Genomic DNA, 20,807 nt, shown 5'->3' with positions numbered 1-20,807 from the left:
TAATGAGGTTGATTTTAATTAGAGTATTTAATTGAGTCTAATTGTTTTTTTAGAGGTTCAATAAATTTATAATAACTTGGTTTGATTTCTTTTTTCATTGGTTTTGCCGCAGGTAATTTTTGTTTTAAAGGATCTACCTGTCTACCGTTTTTCCAAAAACGATAACAAACATGCGGGCCAGAGGTATTACCTGTCATTCCGATATAACCTATAACTTGACCTTGTTTAACCACCTGGCCAACTTTAACGGCTCTTCTACTCATATGCAAGTATTGTGTGCTATAAGTACTATTATGACGAATTTTTACGTATTTACCATTACCTCGAGTGTAACTAGCTGCAATAACAGTTCCGCTAGCTGTACTCATTATTGGAGTGCCAATTGGAGCGGCAAAATCTGTTCCTTTATGTGGTCTAATTTTATTACCATAATAAGCAATTCTTCTTCGTAAATTATAGCGAGATGTTATTCTACTAAATTTTACGGGCATTTTTAAAAATTGACGTCTTAAATTTGTTGCTTTATCATCAAAATAATCAGGTATATTTAAAGTAGAATCTGCTAAATATTTAAAAGCATAAAAAGGCTCACCACTATGTTCAAAATACGCAGCTTTTATTTCCCCAATACCAACTGGAATGGTATCATTAATATATAGTTGCTCATATATTAGTTTGAATTTATCATTTTTTTGAAGCCTAGAAAAGTCAATAGTCCAAGCATAAATATCATCAGCCATTTTTGAGGTTAAATAGGAACTTAATCCTTGTTTATCCATAGCTTCGGATAATGAATTTTTAATGATACCAGAAGCAGTTTCTATAACAGTTTTTACCTTTTTTTTGCCATTATAGGCAGAAATAATAGAATCTTTAAAGTTAACAACTGTGTACCTAACTTTTGAGGGTTTATATATGAAAACTTCTGCTTTTTCAAGTGAATCTTTAGAAGCTAAAATTGTATAAGGTGTTCCACTTTTTATTTTTCGAACATTAAAAGTGTCTCTAATTTTATTTACAATTTCAAGTACTTTAGGATATTCAACATGGTTTCTGTCTAAAATTTCACTAAAATTTTCTCCAGATTTTATAGTGTCATGTATGACTTTATAATTATTTAAATTAAAGCCGTATTCATAAACTGTTTTAGGCTTTACAGGCGTTTTTACCACCTTTGGTTTTTCGTTTTTACATGCAGTTAATAAGCCAATTAAAAGGAAAATAATTATTTTTTTCAAAAGAGTTTTTTTACAAATTAATTCTTAAAATAAAATCAAGTGGCAAAAATACAATTTAATTGTCAAAAATTATGTTAAAAGGATGTGCTAAACCTTTAAAGGAGTCTAAATCTGCTCGTAATGAGCCAACAGCAAGCGCTGCTTTTATTTTAATCGGAATTTTATTTTCGTCATCGGTTACCCAAACAGTTACACTTTCTTCAGCTTTAAAAACTCTCCCTTTTTGTACTATAGGTCTAAATTTTAATGCTTTTACTTTGCCAAACTTTGTTCGTATTATTTCTTTTCCTAAAAATCGAAGTTTAAAATTATTTATTTCTTGATCAAAAAATAATTTGATTTCAATTTCATTACCAATTCTTAAATTGCTTAAATTTTTATTTCTTAAATAATACAATGCAGAAAGCATATCTTGTATATCGTCACTTATTGGATATTTTTTTACTGTGTTGTGTTTGTAATTTTTTACAATAGCTTCTTTTGAGTCATGATCAAAAGTTATTTCTTTATTTTTTGTGTAACCTCCTTCGTTAATTTTTCGGATAAACAAAAAGGGTTTTAGGGATTTTTTATACATATAACTTTGATAGTTATCCCTAACTTTAAAAAATAAGCCAACTAAGCCAGTAGATTTTCCTTTGCCAATAATATGAAATGCTTCTTTTTTCTTGTAAGTTATTTCTTTAACTTCTATGGTTGAAAAACCTGCATTAAAAAAATTACTATAACTCATTTTAAACCGAAGCCACTCCCCATCTTTAAAAGCTAGTTCATTAGAAGGCATTGGGGCTGGTTTTGTTTGGCTAAATATAAATATCGAGAAAAAGAACAGGATGTAAGGTAGCTTTTTTATCATACATTTTAATTAGTAGTTTACTTTTGCGTAAATTACAATTATTAAGCCAAAAATAATAAAAGCTTAACAAACGTAGTTAAGCTTTTATTAAAATTATACTATTGGCTAGTAAATTATAAGGTTCCTCGTCGTTCTTGTTCTGCTTCAATAGACTCAAAAAGAGCTTTAAAATTTCCTTTTCCAAACGATTGTGCTCCTTTTCGTTGAATTATTTCGAAGAAAAGAGTAGGTCTGTCTGAAACAGGTTTTGTAAATATTTGTAATAAATAGCCTTCATCATCTCTATCTACTAAAATACCTAAATCTTTTAATTCTGCTAAATTTTCATCAATTTCACCAACCCTATCTAAAACAGTATCGTAATAAGAACCAGGAACGTATAAGAATTCAACACCTCTTTCGGTCATTGCTTTTACAGTTTCTAAAATGTTATTAGTAGCAACTGCGATGTGTTGAACTCCTGGACCATTATTAAATTCTAGATACTCTTCAATTTGTGATTTTTTTAAGCCTTCCGCAGGTTCATTTATTGGAAATTTAACTCTACCATTTCCATTAGTCATCACTTTACTCATTAAAGCAGTATATTGTGTAGAAATATCTTTATCATCAAATGTAATTAAGTTGGCAAACCCCATGGTTTTATTATAAAATTTGGACCAAACATTCATTTCATTCCATCCCACATTACCAACCATATGATCAATATAGCGTAAACCTACATCTGTTGGATTGTATTTAGATTCCCATTTTTCGAATTTAGGTAAAAACAATCCATTGTAGTTTTTTCGTTCAACAAAAATATGAACGGTATCTCCATACGTGTGAATTCCAGAACGAATAATTTCTCCGTTTTCATCACTTTCTTTAGTTGGCTCTAAAAAAGATTTTGCACCTCTTTTTGTAGTTTCTTCCCAAGCTTTAGTTGCATCTTCAACCCAAAGAGCAACTACTTTTACTCCGTCGCCATGTTTTTCAATATGTTCAAAAATTTCTTTATTTGAGGAGTTTGGCATTGGAGTAGTTAAAACTAAACGAATTTTATCCTGTACTAAAACATAGCTTGTTCGGTCTTTCATTCCAGTTTCTAATCCTGCATAAGCCAAAGATTGAAATCCGAAAGCAGTTTTGTAATATAAGGCAGCTTGTTTTGCATTTCCAACGTATAATTCTACGTAATCTGTTCCTAATAAAGGAAGAAAATCTTCAGCTTCAGAGAAAATTTTCTCTAAGCCATAATCAAAATTTTGTATGTTTTTTAGTTTTGTCATTTTGTGTGTTTTTTAGTCAATAATCCATGATTTGTAATAATCATCTACTTCAAGTTTTAAGGCTTCTTCTGTAATCATAACAGGATGGAAAGGGTCAATCATAACAGCTAATTCTTCTGTAAATTTTTTACCAATACTTCTTTCAATTGCTCCAGGATGTGGTCCGTGAGGGATTCCACCTGGATGCAAGGTGATTTGTCCTTTTTCAATATTATTTCTACTCATAAAATCGCCATCAACATAATATAAAATTTCTTCAGAATCTATATTGCTGTGATGGTAAGGAGCAGGGATAGATTTTGGATGATAATCGTACATTCTTGGCACGAAAGAGCAAACTACGAATCCGTTTGCTTCCCATGTTTGATGAATTGGTGGAGGCATATGAATTCTACCTGTTATTGGTTCAAAATCATGAATAGAAAATGCATAAGGGTAATTAAATCCATCCCATCCAACTACATCAAAAGGATGATTTTTATAAGTGTATTCCCAAAGAATTCCTTGTTTTTTAATTTTTATTTTAAAATTTCCTTTTTCATCATGTGTTTCTAAATTGGTAGGTAATTTAAAATCGCGTTCGCAAAAAGGTGCATTTTCTAATAGTTGCCCAAAGTTATTTCTATAACGTTTAGGAGTTACTATTGGGCTAAAAGATTCTACATAAAGAATTCTATTTTCATCTGTTTTAAAATCAATTTGATAAATAGTTCCTCGTGGAATTATTAAATAATCTCCATATTTAAAAGGAATGTTTCCATACATGGTTTTTAAAGTCCCGCTTCCTTTATGAATAAATAGCATTTCATCGGCATCAGCATTTTTGTAAAAATAAGTAGCCGAAAATTCTTTTGGTGCCGCTAACCCAATATGTAAATCATTATTCACAAAAACGGTTTTTCGGCTTTCTAAATAATCCATTTCGGGTTTTAAAGAAAATCCTTTAAAACTTAAAGCTTTCATATTTTTTTCTACGGCAATTTTTGGAGTAACGTTTTTAAGTTGTTTTATTTCAGAAACTACTGTAGGAGGATTTATATGATAAATTAAGGAAGACATTCCTACAAAACCTGCAGTTCCAAAAAGTTCTTCTTGGTATAATCCACCATTAGGTTTTTCAAAAGTAGTATGACGTTTAGGTGGAATTTTACCTAAGGTATAATATCTAGGCATAGGTTATTGAATTAGTTAGTAATATAAATTTTATTCGATAAAATCAACTTAAAAAAGTGTTAAGGTTGATTTATGCAATTAGTTAATTATAGGTAAATAGTAAAATTTACTTCAAAAAATAGCTAATTCATTCAGGATCTCTCTTGATTAAGAATTTAAGTAGTAATAATAATTCTGTCCAAGGATTTTTCATACACTACAAATATAGTATATTTTTTAAGATTAAAGCAATAAAAAAGAGCACGTTATGTGCTCTTCTTTAAAAAAATTATATAAATAAATTAAAAAGAAATTCCATTAACTTCAATAACTCGTTTAATTTGAGGTGCATGCTTTTTAATAGTAGCTTCAACTCCATTTTTTAGAGTCATTTGATTTACTGAACAACCAATACAATTTCCCTCTAGCTGAACGCTAACGGTATCATTAGTTATGTCAATTAAAGAAATATTACCACCATCTGCTTCTAGAAATGGTCTAATTTCTTGTAAAGCTTGCTCAACGTTAATTTTCAATTCTTCTTTATTCATGATTTATTAGTTTGTGCTACACCCACTCATGGTTGAAATTCTAACCACTTCTGTTGGAGGTAAATTTTTATTTCTTTTTACCAATTCAGTAAGCATATTTTTTGTGATATCAGAAAAAGCATTTTCTAGTGGAGTGTTATCTTGCAAGGCTACAGGATGACCAACATCACCAGCTTCTCTAATACTTTGTACTAATGGAACTTCGCCTAAAAATGCTGTTTCAGAATCGTTTGCCAAGTTTTTTGCTCCATCTTTGCCAAAAATATAGTATTTGTTGTTTGGTAACTCTTCAGGAGTAAAATAACTCATGTTTTCAACTATTCCTAAAACAGGAACATTAATATCTGCTTGAGCAAACATTGCAACTCCTTTTTTAGCATCTGCTAAAGCAATATTTTGCGGAGTACTAACAATTACGGCTCCGGTAACAGCAACGGATTGTACGATAGACAAATGAATATCACCTGTTCCTGGAGGTAAATCAATTAATAAAAAGTCTAATTCTCCCCAATTTGCATCAAAAATCATTTGATTTAATGCTTTTGAAGCCATTGCTCCTCGCCAAATTACAGCTTGATTTGCACCTGTAAAAAAACCAAGAGATAATATTTTAACTCCATAGCTTTCAATAGGTTGCATTTTAGATTGTCCATCAACAGTTACCGATAATGGACGAGCATTTGCAACATCAAACATTAAGTGAATAGAAGGTCCGTAAACATCAGCATCTAAAATGCCAACTTTGAACCCCATTTTTTGTAAAGAAATTGCCAAGTTTGCAGTAATGGTAGATTTTCCTACACCACCTTTACCTGAAGCAACTGCAATAATATTTTGCACACCTGGTAACTTGTTTTCAATAGTGTTTACTGGTTTTACAGGAACAATTGCTTGTACGTTTACTTTTACATCTGCTTTTTGGTCAACCAAATCATGAATTACTTTCATGATTTCTACTTCCATTTTCTTTTTTGCTTGTAAGGATGGATTACTTATGGTTACATCCACAATTACTTCTTTATCAAAAGTAACAATATTTTTTACCGCACCGCTCTCTATTAAGTTTTTACCTTCTCCAGGAGCAGTAATGGTTTCAAGTGCTTTTGATATGTCTTTTTTATTAATTGCCATAGTTGTTATATAAAATGATTCTAAACAACAAATATACAGAAGTTCTATTGGATTAAAAAGATATGTACTAAAAAGAAATGTGGCTATTGTTACATTTTATTTTTTGAAAATGAAGTATTTACTTTAATTCATTAGAAGGATTCCAAAATACCTTTTCAAAATTTTGGATTTGATTTTTAATCACAATAATACCTTCACTTTCTAGTAATTGTTGCATTAAATTGGTTCCATCAAAATGATGTTTTCCGGTCAGCAATCCTTTTCTATTTACAACTCTATGAGCTGGAATTTCATCATTTCCGTGCGAAGCATTCATTGCCCAACCTACCATTCTGGCAGATTTTGCAGTGCCTAAATAAGTAGCAATTGCACCATAACTTGTAACTCTTCCGTAAGGAATTTGTTTTGCAACAGCGTAAACGCGATCAAAAAAATTTGGTGGGTTGTTTTCCATTCGTTAAAAATAAAAAAATTAATAACGAATTTTAAATTTTATATAAGTTATAGGTTTTCCTGTTTCTAAATACTGACTTTCATAAAAAGTTTGAGTTTCTGTAACTTCAGTGGGCGAAACATAGTTTTTGTAAATATCATGATGTGCATATAAAATTTCATGACCTTCACCGTGTAATAATCCTAAAGTATAACCGTGCATAAATTCACTGTCTGTTTTTAAATGAACTACACCTTCAGGCTTTAAAATTGTATGATATTTTTTTAAAAAATCAGAATTAGTTAATCTGTGTTTGGTTCTTTTATATTTTATTTGAGGATCTGGAAAAGTAATCCAAATTTCACTTACTTCGTTTTTAGAAAATAAAAAATCAATAAGTTCTATTTGAGTTCTTAAAAAACAAACATTGGTTAAATTTTCTTCTAAAGCTGTTTTAGCACCCCTCCAAAAACGAGCTCCTTTGATGTCAATTCCAATATAATTTACATTAGGATTTTTACGTGCTAAAGCAATAGTATATTCTCCTTTTCCGCAGCCAAGTTCTAAAATAATAGGATTATTATTTTTAAAAAAAGAATGCCATTTTCCTTTTAAGTTGAAATTTTCAAGAACTTCAGATCGAGTTGGTTGAATGACATTGCTAAAAGTTTCGTTTTCACGAAATCTTTTAAGTTTGTTTTTGCTTCCCACAAATAGTGTGATTAAAAATAAAGATTATAAGAGCAAAAAATTATTCGCCACCCAATTTTTCGTACTTTTTTAATTCGTTTAACCAATAAAATAAACCGATAAAGGCAATTATTATAAGTATAAAGCTAAATGTATTTTGTGCCCACCAGTTATGCATAAAACGAATCATATCATATGGACGAAAGACAACATTTGTAAAAAAGTTACCAATAGCTCTAAAAATATTGTTTGCAATCATATCTTAATTATATTTACAGGCAAAAGTAAAAAATATAGTAATGATTGCAAATTTTTTTAAGAAATCAAAACCAGCAGGAGTTATTTTAATAATTAGTTTACTATTTATTTACTTCTTTTTTGCAACATTTTATATTTACACAACTAATATTTCTGTAAAATTATTAGCTAACAGATTGTTTTTGTTTTGTTTATATGTTTTATGGTTGTTGGTGTTTAATTTTATCATTTCTAAAAACAAATTAACCTTAGATAATTTATATGGATTATTAATTGGTGTAATTTTTTTAGGAACTTTCTATGAGAGTTTATTTTCAACCAATTTATTATTGTCTAATATTTTTTTGCTGTTGGCATTTCGTAAAATTTATAGTTTATCTAGCAATTTAAATACTAAAATAAAGTTGTTTGATGCTGCTTTTTGGATAGGAATTGCATCGCTAATTTATTTTTGGAGTTTTTTGTTTTTTGTGCTTATTTATGTTGGAATTATTTTATACAAAAAAGTTTCTATTAGAAATTTTTTCATACCAATTATAGGTTTTATAATGCCTGTTTTTTTGTATTTTACGTATTGTTTATATTTAAATGAATTGCCAGGTTTTTATCAAAAGTTCAATTTTAACTTTAATTTAGATTTTAATAATTACAGCGTAGTAAAATATTTATTGCCAATAATTTTGTTCGGTTTTATACTTATTTGGTCCATAATTAGGGTTACGCCAAATATTATTTTGATAAATAATAGATTAAAACAAACATGGATTTTACTATTAAATCATTTAATAGTTTCTTTAGTTGTTGTTGGATTGGCAATGGTAAAAAATGGTTCGGAAGTGCTATTTTTAATTTTCCCTACTGCAATTATTTTAGGAAATTTTATTCCTAAATTAAAGTCAAAATTACTTAGAAATGTATTGCTGTTTATGTTTTTGGCACTTTCAATAAGTGTTTATTTGTTATAATTTTTTTCCAAAAGCTAAATCTCCGGCATCACCTAGCCCAGGCACAATATATCCGTGTTCATTTAATTTATCGTCTACAGTAGCTACCCATAATTTTGTGTTTTCAGGGAAGTAATTTTTTATATAATCAATACCTTCTGTAGAAGCAATAACACAAGCAATATGAATTTCTTTTGGAGTGCCATTTTGTTTTAATCCTTCGTAAACACTAGCCAATGATCTTCCTGTAGCCAGCATTGGATCTGCAAGTATTAAAACTTTATTGGTTAAATCTGGAGATGCGAAATATTCAACTTTTATTTCAAATTCATTTTCATTAATATATTTTCTGTAGGCTGAGATAAATGCATTTTCGGCATCGTCAAAATAATTTAAAATTCCGTTATGTAAAGGTAATCCAGCTCTTAAAATAGAGCAAATAACAATATCTTTTTGAGGCGTTTGAACTTTTTTTGTTCCTAATGGAGTAGCTACATTTTCCGAATTAAATTCTAAGGTTTTACTAAGTTCATAAGCTGTAATTTCACCAATACGTTCAATGTTTCTTCTAAATCGCATGGTATCTTTTTGAATGGTTACATCTCTGATTTCACCAATAAATTTATTTAAAACAGAACTTTCGGAATCTAAAATAGTAACTTTCATACCTTAAAATTTATTGCAAAAATAACACTTAAATCTTTTTTATACTAGTTCTATTATTTTATTTACAACTTTTTTCGGAGTAATACTTTCCATAACATTTTCATATCCTTCGAAAACTTTATTTCCATAAATAGAACAAGGAATGTTTGGATATTTTTTTAGATTGGGAAGTAGACAATTTGTTGATGGTTGGTTAAATGGAGCAAATCCCGCAAAAGGATGTGTAACTCCCCAAAGAGTAATGGTTTTTACACCTAACATAGCTGCAAAATGCGCGTTTCCAGAATCCATACTCAACATAACATCAAGGTTTGAAATTAAAGCTAGTTCTTTTTCTAGCGAAAGGTTTCCTGCTATATTAATGGTGTTTTTGTTATTAGTTGAAATTTCATTTAATAACACAACTTCTTTTTTTCCACCACCAAATAATAATATTTTATAGGAGGTATTTTTAGATAATTCTTCAATTACCTTTTTCATTAATGATAATGGATACATTTTAGATTGATATTGAGCAAATGGAGCAATACCAACCCAAGGTTGTTTTTTTATTCCTGTTAGTTCTATAATTTCTGAAACTAAATTTTGTTTAGCAGGAAATGTTGGGTTTGATAAGTTTAGTTTATAACCTAAATTTCTAAAAACATCAGCATAACGTTCATGAGAAGTTTTAAGTTGTTTGAAAATTTTGTTTTTTGAACGAGTTAAAGCTTTTTTTTCGGCTCTTCCTTTGTTAATATATGCAGTTTTTACAAACGATAATTTAAAAAAAGTTCGTAAAATAATAGACCTAAGCACATTGTGTAAATCTGCAATTTCCGTAAAATTTTGTGACTTAAGTTCTTTAAATAACTTATAAATCCCTGCAAAGCCTTTATGTTTTCCTTTTACATCAGCAGTATAAAAAGTAACATTCTCTAAATCAGCAAACAAAGGTTTTAAAAAAGGTTTTGAAAGTACAGTTATTTTTACAGATGGATGTTGTTTTATAAAAGCTCTTATTACGGGTACTGTCATTGCCACATCTCCTAAAGCAGATAAACGGATTACTAAAATATGGGCGTTTTTATCCAAAAGAAAGTATAAATGTTAAATTATTAAACAAAAATACCATAAGTTGAAGTACAAAAAAAATTTAATCTTCGCTTAAAAAATATTCAAAATTAAATTTATGTAAATTTGTCTAAATTTTAGAATACATGATACAATCAATGACTGGATACGGGAAAACCGTATTACAACTTCCCACAAAAAAAATTTCAATTGAATTAAAATCATTAAATAGTAAAAATTTAGATGTAAGTGTTAGAATGCCATCTTATTATAGAGAAAAAGAGTTGGATGTTCGTAAAAAAATAGCGTCAAAATTAATTAGAGGAAAAATAGATTTTTCAATTTATATTGAAAATAATGGAGGCGAAGTGCATTCAAAAGTAAATGAAAATGTAGTAAAAGAGTATATGAATCAATTGAAAAAAATTGTAGATTCTAATGAAATAGAGTTGCTTAAAATGGCTGTTCGTTTACCAGATTCTTTAAAAACAGAGAGGGAAGAATTAGATGAAGAAGAATGGAAACAAATTGAGAAAACCATTAATGAAACTACAGATAAAATTATTTTATATAGAAAAGATGAAGGTAAAGCGCTATTAAATGATTTTGAATTGCGCATTGAAAACATTGAAAAAATATTAGATAAAATAATTGAAATTGATCCGCAGCGTATTGCACAAGTTAGAGAACGTTTACAAAAATCTATTTCTGAATTGGAAACGAAAATAGACCAAAATAGATTTGAGCAAGAACTAATTTATTATATTGAAAAACTAGATATAACTGAAGAAAAAGTTCGTTTAAAAAACCATTTAGATTATTTTAAAAAGGAACTAAATAGTGATATTTCTAATGGAAAAAAGTTAGCTTTTATTACGCAAGAAATGGGAAGAGAAATTAATACTATGGGATCAAAATCTAACTTTGCGGCAATGCAAAATTTAGTAGTTCAAATGAAAGATGAGCTTGAAAAAATAAAAGAACAGAGTCTTAATGTTTTATAAAAATTCGATGTGTTAATGAAAAAAACAGGTAAACTTATTGTGTTTTCAGCGCCATCAGGTTCAGGGAAAACTACCATTGTACATCATTTATTACAATTTAAAGAGTTGAATTTAGATTTTTCTATTTCAGCAACTTCTCGAGATAAAAGAGGTAAAGAAATTCATGGAAAAGATTATTATTTTATTTCTTTAAAAGAATTTCAAAAGCATATAAAAAATAACGATTTTGTGGAATGGGAAGAAGTTTATTCCGATAATTTTTATGGAACGTTAAAAAAAGAAATTGAACGAATTTGGGCTTTAGGAAAAAATGTAATTTTTGATATTGATGTAAAAGGAGGTTTAAATATAAAATCACAATATCCAGATCAAACATTAGCTATTTTTGTACAACCACCATCTATTACAGAAATGGAACGAAGATTAAGAAATAGAAAAACCGATAGCGAAGAAAAAATAAAAGAACGGGTTTTAAAAGCAGAAAAAGAACTAAAATTTGCAGCGGATTTTGATGTGATTTTAGTTAATGATGAATTAGAAATAGCTAAGAAAAATGCATATAATTTGGTAAACAATTTTTTAAATAAATGAATGTAGGTTTATTTTTTGGCACGTTTAATCCAATACATGTTGGACATATGATAATTGCAAATTATATGGCCGAATTTTCTGATTTAGATGAAATTTGGCTTGTAATAACACCATTAAGCCCATTTAAACAAAAAGAAACATTACTTAGCAACCACCATAGATTAGCAATTGCAAATGTAGCGGTAGAAGACTATCCAAAATTAAAAACATCTACTATTGAATTTAAGTTGCCTCAGCCAAATTACACCATAAATACGCTAATTCATTTAGAGGAAAAATATCCTGAAATTAATTTTAATTTAATTATGGGAGAAGATAATTTGCAAAGTTTTCATAAGTGGAAAAATTACGAAACTATTCTTAAAAATTATCATTTATATGTGTATCCACGTGTAAATTCAAAACCTATAAAAGAAGATTTTAAAAATCATCCAAATATACATTTTGTTCCAGCTCCAATTATTCAAATTTCTTCAACATTTATAAGAAAAGCAATTCATGAACATAAAGATATAAGTACAATGCTACCATTAAAAGTTTGGAATTATATAGATGAAATGAATTTTTATAAATAAGCAAATCGAAATTTTTCAATCTAAACATAAGCCCTAAAAACTAATTCACCTAAATTTTCGTTGTATATTTGAGCATTCATAATTATGGCAAAAACAACCACAAATAAAAAAAAGTTTAAACAAAAATTAATTGATAAATATCGATTAGTAGTTTTAAATGAAGATACTTTTGAAGAGAAATTATCTTTTAAATTAAATCGGTTAAATGTATTTATTTTTGGAAGTATTTTTTCAATATTACTTATTGTTGGCACAATTTTTTTAATTGCGTTTACACCATTAAAGGAATATATTCCTGGGTATTCATCCACTAAACTAAAAAAAGAAGCAACACAATTAGTTTATAAAACCGATTCATTAGAACAAGTTTTAAAAGTTAATAATCAGTACTTACAAAATGTTAGAGAATTATTAACTGGTAAAATATCAGAAGTTAATTTTGATAAAGATTCTGCCATGCAAATGATTAAATTAAATAGAGATTCTGTGAATTTAGCACCATCTGAAAGCGATTTAGATTTTAGAAAAGATGTAGAAAGCGAAGATAGGTACAGTCTTTTTAATCCTGCTAAAAAAACATCAGACGTTGTGTTTTTTGCCCCTTTAACAGGAACAATAACGGATAGATTTAATATTGAAATAAAACATTTTGCAATTGATATTGCAGTTGAGGCAGGAACACCAGTAAAAGCTGTTGCGGACGGAACAGTAATTTTTGCAGGTTGGACTCCAGACACAGGAAATGTAATTGTATTGCAACATGCCGCTGGTTTTATTTCGGTTTACAAACACAATAGTGTACTGCATAAACAAGAAGGAGATATTGTAAAATCTGGTGAAGTTGTTGCCGCTTCTGGAAATACAGGCGAATTTAGTACAGGAGCGCATTTACATTTTGAATTATGGCGCGATGGACAACCTGTAAACCCTGAAAATTATATTGATTTTGAATGATGATTAAAATAAAATCCATTTTAGCAAAACCTTTTGCAAAGCAAATTGCATCTAAATTTTATAAGAAAAGTAATAATGCAGTTGCAGAGCAACAAAAAATATTTAAAAAAATAATAAATCAAGCTAAAAATACCCAATTTGGAAAAGATCATCATTTTAGCGAAATTAAAACCTATCAAGATTTTAAAAATAGAGTTCCAGTAAAAGATTATGAGGCTTTAAAACCATATTTTAATAGAGTTAAAGAAGGCGAATCAGATGTTTTATGGCCAGGAAAACCAATTTATTTTGCAAAAACTTCAGGAACTACTTCGGGTGTAAAATATATTCCGCTAACTAAAGATTCTATGCCAACTCATATTTCAGCAGCTCGTAATGCTTTGTTGTTGTACATTAATCAAACTAATAAATCTGATTTTGTAAATGGTAAAATGATCTTTTTACAAGGAAGTCCCGAACTAAATGAAACCAATGGTATAAAAACCGGAAGACTTTCAGGAATTGCAGCTCATTATGTGCCGCAATACTTAACTAAAAACAGAATGCCAAGTTGGGAAACTAATTGCATTGAAGATTGGGAAACAAAAGTAGATGCAATTGTTAAAGAAACTGTTAATGAAGATATGACTTTAATTAGTGGAATTCCTAGTTGGGTACAAATGTATTTTGAAAAACTAACTGAAAAAACAGGCAAAAAGGTTGGAGAAATTTTTCCAAATTTTAATTTGTTTGTTTATGGAGGCGTTAATTTTGAACCTTATAGAAATAAATTTGAAGATTTAATAGGTAGAAAAGTGGATACGGTAGAGTTGTATCCAGCATCTGAAGGTTTTTTCGCATTTCAAGATTCTCAAAAAGAAAAAGGAATGATGCTTTTAGTGGATAATGGTATGTTTTATGAATTCATTCCTTCCGATGAATTTTTTGATGAAAATCCAACACGAATTTCTTTAAAAGATGTTAAAGTTGGTGTGAATTACGCTTTAATTTTAAATACAAACGCAGGACTTTGGGGATATAATATTGGAGATACTGTAGAGTTTTTATCTGTAAATCCACCAAGAATTATAGTTACTGGTAGAATAAAACATTTTATATCCGCTTTTGGAGAACATGTTATTGGTAAAGAGGTGGAGTATGCTATAAATGAAAACACTAAAAATTCGGAAATTAAAATTAACGAATTTACTGTTGCGCCACAAATTACACCAGTTAATGAATTGCCTTATCACGAGTGGTTTATTGAATTTGAAAATGAACCAGAAAACATGAGTGAATTCTCTAAAAAGGTGGATGTTTCATTACAAAAGCAAAACCCTTATTATTTCGATTTAATTAAAGGAAATATTTTGCAACCTTTAAAAATTACACCAATTAAAAAAGGAGGGTTTAATAGTTATATGAAATCTGTTGGAAAATTAGGAGGTCAAAATAAAGTTCCTAGATTATCTAATGATAGAAAAATTGCTGAATCACTTTTAAAATTTAAAGCGTAATGAAAGTAATTTCTGTAAATATTGGAAAAAAAGAAAAACTAATTTATAAAGGAGAAGAAATAGTTACAGGGATTTTAAAATATCCAGTAAATAACTCTATTTCTTTAGGAAAAGAAGATGTAGTTAATGATGTTGTTGTAGATAGAAGATATCACGGCGGAGAAGATCAGGCGGTATATGCCTATTCAGAAAACCATTATAAATATTGGAAAGAATTATTTCCAAATTTAGATTGGCATTTTGGTATGTTTGGTGAAAATTTAACTATTTCTAATCTTGATGAAACAGTAATTTGTGTTGGAAATGTTTATAAATTAGGAGAAACCATTATTGAAGTTACAAAACCTAGAACGCCTTGTAAAAAACTTGGAATTGTATTTAAAACACAACAATTTTTAAAGCAATTTTGGAATACTACTAAAAGTGGTATTTATTTTAAAGTTCTAAAAATAGGTAAAGTAGCTGTAAATGACGAATTAATTCTTATAAACAAAACTGAAAATTCTCCAACTATTGCTGAAGTTTATAAATCAAAAAAGAAATCATAAAAAAAGGGTTGCATACACAACCCTTTTTGATTTATTAAATAAAGTTTGGTTTATTTTTTAGATAATAAATCTCTTATTTCGGTTAATAAATCTTCTTGAGTTGGTCCTTTTGGTGCTTCAGGAGCTGGTTCTTCTTTCTTTTTCAGTTTATTAATTCCTTTTATAATCATAAACATTACAAAAGCAACAATAATAAAATCAATTAAGTTAGTAATAAAATCGCCATATAATACTGCAACTTCACCGGTAATTTTTCCAGTAGCGTCAGCAGTTCCTTCGGTTATTACATATTTTAAATCTTTAAAGTCGGCTTTGAAAATTAATCCAATAAGTGGAGAAACAATACCTCCTGTAAATGAGGTTACTACACTTTTAAATGCAGCACCCATAACAAAACCTACAGCAATGTCTACAAGGTTTCCCTTCATTGCAAAGTCTTTAAATTCTTTTAGCATTCCCATTTTTTGTTGAAATTTTGGTTAATTATGGATGCTAATATACTAAAATGGATTAAAAATATTTAACTTTTTATTAACACTCTTTTTATTCGTTGAGAAATTGCAGTAATTAATTCGTAAGATATAGTATTAGCGTTTTTAGCTAAATCTTCAATGTGAGATTGATTTTTATAAATAATTACTTCATCACCCTCTTCACATTCAATATTAGTTATATCTATCATAATCATATCCATACAAACATTACCAATAATTGGTGCTTTTTTATCATTTATATAAATATAGCCTTTTTTATTGCCTAGCTGCCTAGAAATACCATCGGCATGACCAATAGGAATAGTCGCAGATTTTATGGTTTTAGTAGCTATATAAGCTCTGTTATATCCAATAGAATCTCCTTTGTGAACGGTATGAATTTGTGAAATAATAGATTTTAAAGTAAGTACATTTTTTAATTTTGATGTTTCTTTATCGTCATTACCAAAACCGTATAATCCAATTCCTAATCTAACCATATCAAATTGAGCTTCAGCATTATAATTAATAATTCCTGAAGTATTTAGCATGTGTTTTATTGGAGCATATCCTAACTTTTCAATAAATTCATTAGAAATAGCTTTAAAATTGCTAATTTGGTTTAAAGTAAAATTTCGTTCATTTAAATCTTCACTTGCAGCAATATGAGAAAAAATAGAGGTTACTTTTATACTAGTTTGTAATTTAAGCAACTCTGTTAATTTAGAAACATCTTTTTTGTCAAAGCCTAAACGGTTTAATCCAGTATTAAACTTAATATGAATAGGATAGTTATTTAGAGAAAATTTTTCTGCACATGCTAAAAAGGAATTTAACAGTTTAAATGAATAAATATTAGGTTCTAATTGATATTCAATTAATTTTTCGAAATTACTAATTACAGGATGTAAAACTAAAATAGGGTTTATAATTCCTGCTTTGCGCAAAGCAATTCCTTCATCTAAATAAGCAACAGCAAAATACGAAACCTTATCTGCTAAAAATTTAGAAACTTCAACAGCACTGCTTCCGTAACCAAATGCCTTAACAACTGCTAGTGTTTTTGTAGTGCTTTTAAGTTTGCTTTTAAAATAGTTAAGATTAAATTCTAATGAATTTAAGTTTATTTCAAGTTTTGTTATGTGGTTATTCATCCTATTTTTTAGGTTTAACCTTTTTAATTTGATCTTTATTAGTAGCTTTAAAATAAGCTGCTCTGCTAAGTGGTTCATATTCTTGGGTTTCCCCTAGAAGAACTAACTCGTCACTTGCAGCAGTTCTATGGCTATAATGTGCTAAGTTTCCTGTTCTTGTGCAAACAGCATGTACTTTAGTAACATATTCTGCAGTTGCCATTAATGCTGGCATTGGACCAAACGGATTTCCTTTAAAATCCATATCTAAACCAGCAACTATAACACGAATACCTCTGTTAGCTAAGTCATTACAAACTGCTACAATTTCATCATCAAAAAATTGTGCTTCATCAATACCAACTACATCTACATCATTAGCTAAAATTCTAATGTTTGCAGACGAAGGAACAGGAGTTGAACGAATTTCATTTGCATCGTGTGAAACTACCATTTCTTCGTCATATCTAACATCAATAGTAGGTTTAAAAATTTCCACTTTTTGTTTTGCAAATTTGGCGCGTTTAAGTCTACGAATCAGTTCTTCGGTTTTGCCAGAGAACATAGATCCACAAATAACTTCGATCCAGCCAAATTGTTCATTATAATTTACGGTATTTTCAAGAAACATTTTGTAATTTCACAATTCAAAGGTTATGGTAAATTTAATTTTGAACAAAACGAAATTATAAATAGTTTATTTTTTTAAATTCGTTTATGTTCGTTACTAAAACAAGTTTTTGATTGTTTTAACAAATACAAATTTATTAAAAATAACACACTAAAAATTATTTAACACCGCAACTTATGCACAAAAAATTAGAAGCAGAATTAGTTAGTTTGGCACACAGTGTTTTACAGTTAAAAAATGATGAAGAAATAGAGGTTTTATATAAAAAAGCACAAGCTATTTATGAAAAATTGACGATTGCTAAATTTTTGAATGAGCAAGAGGAAATAGAAAATAACACTAGTGTTGAAAACCAAGAAAACATTGAAATTAAAGAAGATAAGTTTAACGAGGAAGCAGTTGCTGAAATGAATCAAAGCATTGATAGTGAGGTGGATATGTTAAGTAAAACTTCAAATTTTGAACAGGTAGAATTTTCACTTAACGAAGAAGAAATTGTGTTTGAGAAGGAAGAAGTTGAAGAAATAAATTCTATTCAAACCTCATTAGAAGAAGAATTTAAGGACGCAATATCTTCAACAGAAGCAACTAAAATATTTGAAAATGTTACTAAAGAAAATCCTATAATATCAGAAGAAACATCTGCTAAAAACAGAACTTTAAATGATGCTTTGTTTAAAAATAATTTGCAAATAGGATTAAATGATAGAATTGCATTTGTTAATCAATTATTTAATGGAAGTCAAGAAGATTTTAACCGTGTAATTTCGCAGTTAAACACATTTAATAGCGAAGAAGAAGCAAAGAATTTTCTTTTAAAACTTGTAAAACCAGATTATGATTGGAGTAATAAGCAAGAGTTTGAAGAACGATTGTTAATGTTAATTGAACGAAAATTCACTTAATTTCATGGATTATAAAAGGCTAGAAAAAGAACTTAATTACAGAACAAAACTTAAATATGTTTGGGGAAGAAGACAAACCGATGATTTTGATAAACTTACCAATTTTATCTATAAAACATATTCGTTTAATTTGCTTCTTGAAAAAATAGAAATTGATTTTAAGGATGAAACTAATAAAGAAGAATTAAAAAATTATGCTTTAAACAGATGGTTCAATTTTTGGTCCGCAAAAGGCATTGAAACTATTTTTTGTGAACATCAAAAAGTAAAAGCACATAAAAATTCGTTTGATAGATACACTGATTTTTTTATAGAAAACATTCCCTTTGATCATAAAACTACGGTTTTTCCTAAAGCGTTTAATAAAACGGTTGCTTACGCAAAAAAGCATCCTGACGAGTTAATAAAGTGGTTATATAAAAATCAAAGTAGCCAACAACGGCAGCATTTTAAAAACAGGCTTTTTATTGTTTTAGTTAATACAAACAATGCAGATGAACATTGGAAATTAAAAGCGGAAATAAGTTGGTTAAAGCAATTAATTTCAACTTATTTGCTTAATTTTAACCGCTCAAAATTGATAACATTATCTTTGAAGGATAAGTCAATTTTTACAGATATAATTTGGGCAATTAAATAGTTATTAGTGAATTACATAGGATCTAAAAATAAACTTTCTTCCTTTATAAAAAAATCTATTCAAGAAACCGTTGGAAAAGATATTTCAAACCTAGTATTCTGCGATTTATTTGCCGGAACAGGTATTGTAGGTAGAACTTTTAAACCTTCGGTTAAGCAAGTTATAGCAAATGATATTGAGCAGTATAGCTATGTTTTAAATAAAAATTACATAGGTAATTATCAAAGTTTAAATTGCGATAAATATATTGAGTTTCTTAATAATTTAGAAGGAATTGAAGGATTTATCTTTGATAATTACAGTGAAAATGGAAAAGAAAATAGACAATATTTTTCTTCCGAAAATGGTAAAAAAATAGATGCTATCAGATTGCAAATAGAATTATGGAAATCTAATTCTGAAATTTCAAACGAGGTCTATTATTTTTTATTGGCAACTTTAATTGAAAGTGCCGATAAAGTTGCAAATACAGCATCGGTTTATGGCGCGTATTTAAAAAAAATAAAAAAATCAGCTCAAAAAACATTGGTTTTAAAACCCGCAGAATTTGAAATCACAAAAAATGCTCATCAGGTTTTTAAGGAGGATAGCAATAAATTAATAAAAAAAATAGCTGGAGATATTTTATATTTAGATCCGCCTTATAATGCTCGTCAATATGGAGCAAATTATCATATTTTAAATACTATTGCTTTATACGATTCGTTTAAACCAAAAGGAAAAACTGGATTACGAGATTATTATAAATCCTCTTATTGCAAAAAAGGAGAAGTTAAAAAAGCCTTTGAAGACTTAATAAAAAATGCTAAATTTAAATACATTTTTTTAAGCTATAATAACGAAGGTTTAATGACTAAAAATGAAGTTGAAAATATTATGAAGGCTTACGGAAAGTATAGTTTAAAAACCACAAATTATCAGCGGTTTAAAGCCGATAAAACTGAAAACAGAAATCATAAAGCAACGGCAACCGTTGAATATTTACATATTTTAGAAAAACAATTATGAAAGCAAAACAATACAACGAACTTTTTGATAAAGTAATAGAAAAATATCACATCATAGATTCTGTAGACCAACCTTTTGAAAATCCTTATGAAAGTAACACTTTTGAACATTTATTATACAGAAAATGTTGGATTGATACTGTGCAATGGCATTATGAAGATATTATTCGATTACCAGATATTGATCCTGTTGAAGCAATCAAATTAAAACGAAAAATTGACGCTTCTAATCAAGATAGAACAGATATGGTTGAATATGTTGATAGTTATTTTTTAAATAAATTTAAAGATGTTCAAGTTAAAGATGGCGCAAAAATCAATTCTGAAACTCCAGCTTGGGCAATTGATCGATTATCTATTTTAGCGTTAAAAATATACCATATGAATGAAGAAGCTACAAGAGAAAGTGCTTCAGAAGATCATAGAAATAAATGTCAAGTTAAATTAAATGTATTGTTAGAACAACGTGTAGATTTATCAACTGCAATTGATGATTTATTGAACGATATTGCAACAGGTGAAAAGTATATGAAAGTATATAAACAAATGAAAATGTATAATGATGAGGACACTAACCCAATGTTATACGCTAAAAAATAAATTAAAA

25 protein-coding genes are annotated in these 20,807 nt (G+C 28.5%); 11 read left to right on the top strand and 14 right to left on the bottom strand.

Annotated elements, in window-relative coordinates:
- Positions 1 to 14: 14 nt before the first annotated feature.
- From R3342_RS08590 to R3342_RS08550, 9 genes are all read right to left on the bottom strand, one after another.
- A complete protein-coding gene (locus R3342_RS08590; protein WP_318939614.1) occupies positions 15 to 1,238 on the bottom strand; it encodes a peptidoglycan DD-metalloendopeptidase family protein in 1,224 nt (407 codons plus the stop codon).
- Positions 1,239 to 1,293: 55 nt separating this feature from the next.
- Entirely contained in the window at positions 1,294 to 2,094 is an 801-nt protein-coding gene (locus R3342_RS08585) for a DUF3108 domain-containing protein (protein ID WP_318939613.1), read from the bottom strand.
- 113 nt (positions 2,095 to 2,207) lie between these two features.
- A complete protein-coding gene (hppD, locus tag R3342_RS08580) occupies positions 2,208 to 3,365 on the bottom strand; it encodes a 4-hydroxyphenylpyruvate dioxygenase (RefSeq protein WP_318939612.1) in 1,158 nt (385 codons plus the stop codon).
- Positions 3,366 to 3,377: 12 nt separating this feature from the next.
- On the bottom strand, positions 3,378 to 4,538 hold the full coding sequence (locus tag R3342_RS08575) for a homogentisate 1,2-dioxygenase (protein ID WP_318939611.1): 1,161 nt from the start codon (positions 4,536 to 4,538) through the stop codon (positions 3,378 to 3,380).
- 281 nt (positions 4,539 to 4,819) lie between these two features.
- Positions 4,820 to 5,068 carry a NifU family protein gene (locus tag R3342_RS08570; RefSeq protein ID WP_318939610.1) on the bottom strand — a complete coding sequence of 83 codons (249 nt, stop codon included), beginning with the start codon at positions 5,066 to 5,068 and terminating at the stop codon, positions 4,820 to 4,822.
- A 6-nt stretch (positions 5,069 to 5,074) separates the two neighbouring features.
- The gene (locus R3342_RS08565) at positions 5,075 to 6,199 is read right to left on the bottom strand and encodes an Mrp/NBP35 family ATP-binding protein (protein ID WP_318939609.1); all 1,125 of its coding nucleotides are present in this window, start codon (positions 6,197 to 6,199) and stop codon (positions 5,075 to 5,077) included.
- Between the two features lie 118 nt (positions 6,200 to 6,317).
- Positions 6,318 to 6,653 carry an MGMT family protein gene (locus R3342_RS08560; RefSeq protein ID WP_318939608.1) on the bottom strand — a complete coding sequence of 112 codons (336 nt, stop codon included), beginning with the start codon at positions 6,651 to 6,653 and terminating at the stop codon, positions 6,318 to 6,320.
- Positions 6,654 to 6,671: 18 nt separating this feature from the next.
- A complete protein-coding gene (trmB, locus tag R3342_RS08555) occupies positions 6,672 to 7,343 on the bottom strand; it encodes a tRNA (guanosine(46)-N7)-methyltransferase TrmB (RefSeq protein WP_318939607.1) in 672 nt (223 codons plus the stop codon).
- A gap of 40 nt (positions 7,344 to 7,383) precedes the next feature.
- Positions 7,384 to 7,581: a DUF6341 family protein gene (locus R3342_RS08550; RefSeq protein ID WP_318939606.1), complete on the bottom strand. Its 198-nt coding sequence runs from the start codon at positions 7,579 to 7,581 to the stop codon at positions 7,384 to 7,386.
- 40 nt (positions 7,582 to 7,621) lie between these two features.
- Here R3342_RS08550 and R3342_RS08545 point away from each other — a divergent pair, with 40 nt between their 5' ends.
- Positions 7,622 to 8,545, top strand: a complete 924-nt coding sequence (locus R3342_RS08545) for a DUF6427 family protein (RefSeq protein WP_318939605.1) — start codon at positions 7,622 to 7,624, stop codon at positions 8,543 to 8,545.
- On the opposite strand, the gene upp is transcribed toward R3342_RS08545, so the two are convergent.
- Positions 8,540 to 9,190, bottom strand: coding sequence for a uracil phosphoribosyltransferase (upp, locus tag R3342_RS08540; protein WP_318939604.1), 651 nt, complete (start codon positions 9,188 to 9,190; stop codon positions 8,540 to 8,542). The genes R3342_RS08545 and upp overlap by 6 nt on opposite strands.
- Before the next feature lie 39 nt (positions 9,191 to 9,229).
- Positions 9,230 to 10,207, bottom strand: coding sequence for a glycosyltransferase family 9 protein (locus R3342_RS08535; RefSeq protein ID WP_413468705.1), 978 nt, complete (start codon positions 10,205 to 10,207; stop codon positions 9,230 to 9,232).
- A 182-nt stretch (positions 10,208 to 10,389) separates the two neighbouring features.
- Here R3342_RS08535 and R3342_RS08530 point away from each other — a divergent pair, with 182 nt between their 5' ends.
- The 6 genes from R3342_RS08530 (at position 10,390) to R3342_RS08505 (ending at position 15,411) form a co-directional block, all read left to right on the top strand.
- Positions 10,390 to 11,247 (top strand): YicC/YloC family endoribonuclease, encoded by an 858-nt coding sequence (locus R3342_RS08530; protein WP_318939602.1) that lies wholly within the window; start codon positions 10,390 to 10,392, stop codon positions 11,245 to 11,247.
- A 15-nt stretch (positions 11,248 to 11,262) separates the two neighbouring features.
- Entirely contained in the window at positions 11,263 to 11,838 is a 576-nt protein-coding gene (gmk, locus tag R3342_RS08525; protein WP_318939601.1) for a guanylate kinase, read from the top strand.
- Positions 11,835 to 12,413 (top strand): nicotinate (nicotinamide) nucleotide adenylyltransferase, encoded by a 579-nt coding sequence (gene nadD / locus R3342_RS08520; protein WP_318939600.1) that lies wholly within the window; start codon positions 11,835 to 11,837, stop codon positions 12,411 to 12,413. Before gmk ends, nadD begins: the two co-directional genes overlap by 4 nt.
- An 84-nt stretch (positions 12,414 to 12,497) precedes the next feature.
- The gene (locus tag R3342_RS08515; protein ID WP_318939599.1) at positions 12,498 to 13,367 is read left to right on the top strand and encodes a M23 family metallopeptidase; all 870 of its coding nucleotides are present in this window, start codon (positions 12,498 to 12,500) and stop codon (positions 13,365 to 13,367) included.
- Positions 13,367 to 14,863, top strand: coding sequence for a GH3 auxin-responsive promoter family protein (locus R3342_RS08510; RefSeq protein WP_318939624.1), 1,497 nt, complete (start codon positions 13,367 to 13,369; stop codon positions 14,861 to 14,863). Before R3342_RS08515 ends, R3342_RS08510 begins: the two co-directional genes overlap by 1 nt.
- Entirely contained in the window at positions 14,863 to 15,411 is a 549-nt protein-coding gene (locus R3342_RS08505; protein ID WP_318939598.1) for an MOSC domain-containing protein, read from the top strand. The genes R3342_RS08510 and R3342_RS08505 overlap by 1 nt, the downstream gene beginning before the upstream one ends.
- A gap of 50 nt (positions 15,412 to 15,461) precedes the next feature.
- Here the strand turns inward: R3342_RS08505 and mscL are convergent, their stop codons facing one another.
- The 3 genes from mscL to R3342_RS08490 all read right to left on the bottom strand — a co-directional run bounded on the left by mscL (position 15,462) and on the right by R3342_RS08490 (position 17,648).
- Positions 15,462 to 15,866: a large-conductance mechanosensitive channel protein MscL gene (gene mscL / locus R3342_RS08500; protein ID WP_318939623.1), complete on the bottom strand. Its 405-nt coding sequence runs from the start codon at positions 15,864 to 15,866 to the stop codon at positions 15,462 to 15,464.
- A gap of 65 nt (positions 15,867 to 15,931) precedes the next feature.
- Positions 15,932 to 17,038 (bottom strand): alanine racemase, encoded by a 1,107-nt coding sequence (alr, locus tag R3342_RS08495; RefSeq protein ID WP_318939597.1) that lies wholly within the window; start codon positions 17,036 to 17,038, stop codon positions 15,932 to 15,934.
- A 1-nt stretch (position 17,039) separates the two neighbouring features.
- Entirely contained in the window at positions 17,040 to 17,648 is a 609-nt protein-coding gene (locus R3342_RS08490; RefSeq protein ID WP_318939596.1) for a thymidine kinase, read from the bottom strand.
- Between the two features lie 176 nt (positions 17,649 to 17,824).
- On the opposite strand from R3342_RS08490, the gene R3342_RS08485 reads away from it, so the two are divergent.
- From R3342_RS08485 to R3342_RS08470, 4 genes are read left to right on the top strand one after another with little or no spacing between them, the layout of a single operon-like run.
- Positions 17,825 to 18,553, top strand: coding sequence for a hypothetical protein (locus tag R3342_RS08485; RefSeq protein ID WP_318939595.1), 729 nt, complete (start codon positions 17,825 to 17,827; stop codon positions 18,551 to 18,553).
- A gap of 4 nt (positions 18,554 to 18,557) precedes the next feature.
- Positions 18,558 to 19,193, top strand: a complete 636-nt coding sequence (locus R3342_RS08480) for a hypothetical protein (protein ID WP_318939594.1) — start codon at positions 18,558 to 18,560, stop codon at positions 19,191 to 19,193.
- A gap of 6 nt (positions 19,194 to 19,199) precedes the next feature.
- On the top strand, positions 19,200 to 20,201 hold the full coding sequence (locus R3342_RS08475; protein WP_318939593.1) for a DNA adenine methylase: 1,002 nt from the start codon (positions 19,200 to 19,202) through the stop codon (positions 20,199 to 20,201).
- Complete coding sequence (locus R3342_RS08470; protein WP_318939592.1) at positions 20,198 to 20,800, top strand: DUF4254 domain-containing protein; 603 nt, start codon at positions 20,198 to 20,200, stop codon at positions 20,798 to 20,800. The genes R3342_RS08475 and R3342_RS08470 overlap by 4 nt, the downstream gene beginning before the upstream one ends.
- The last annotated feature ends 7 nt before the right edge of the window (positions 20,801 to 20,807 follow it).

This window comes from Lutibacter sp. (genome assembly GCF_033723435.1).
Taxonomy (GTDB): Bacteria; Bacteroidota; Bacteroidia; order Flavobacteriales; family Flavobacteriaceae; genus Lutibacter.
This window is presented reverse-complemented; position numbering and strand designations above follow the sequence as displayed.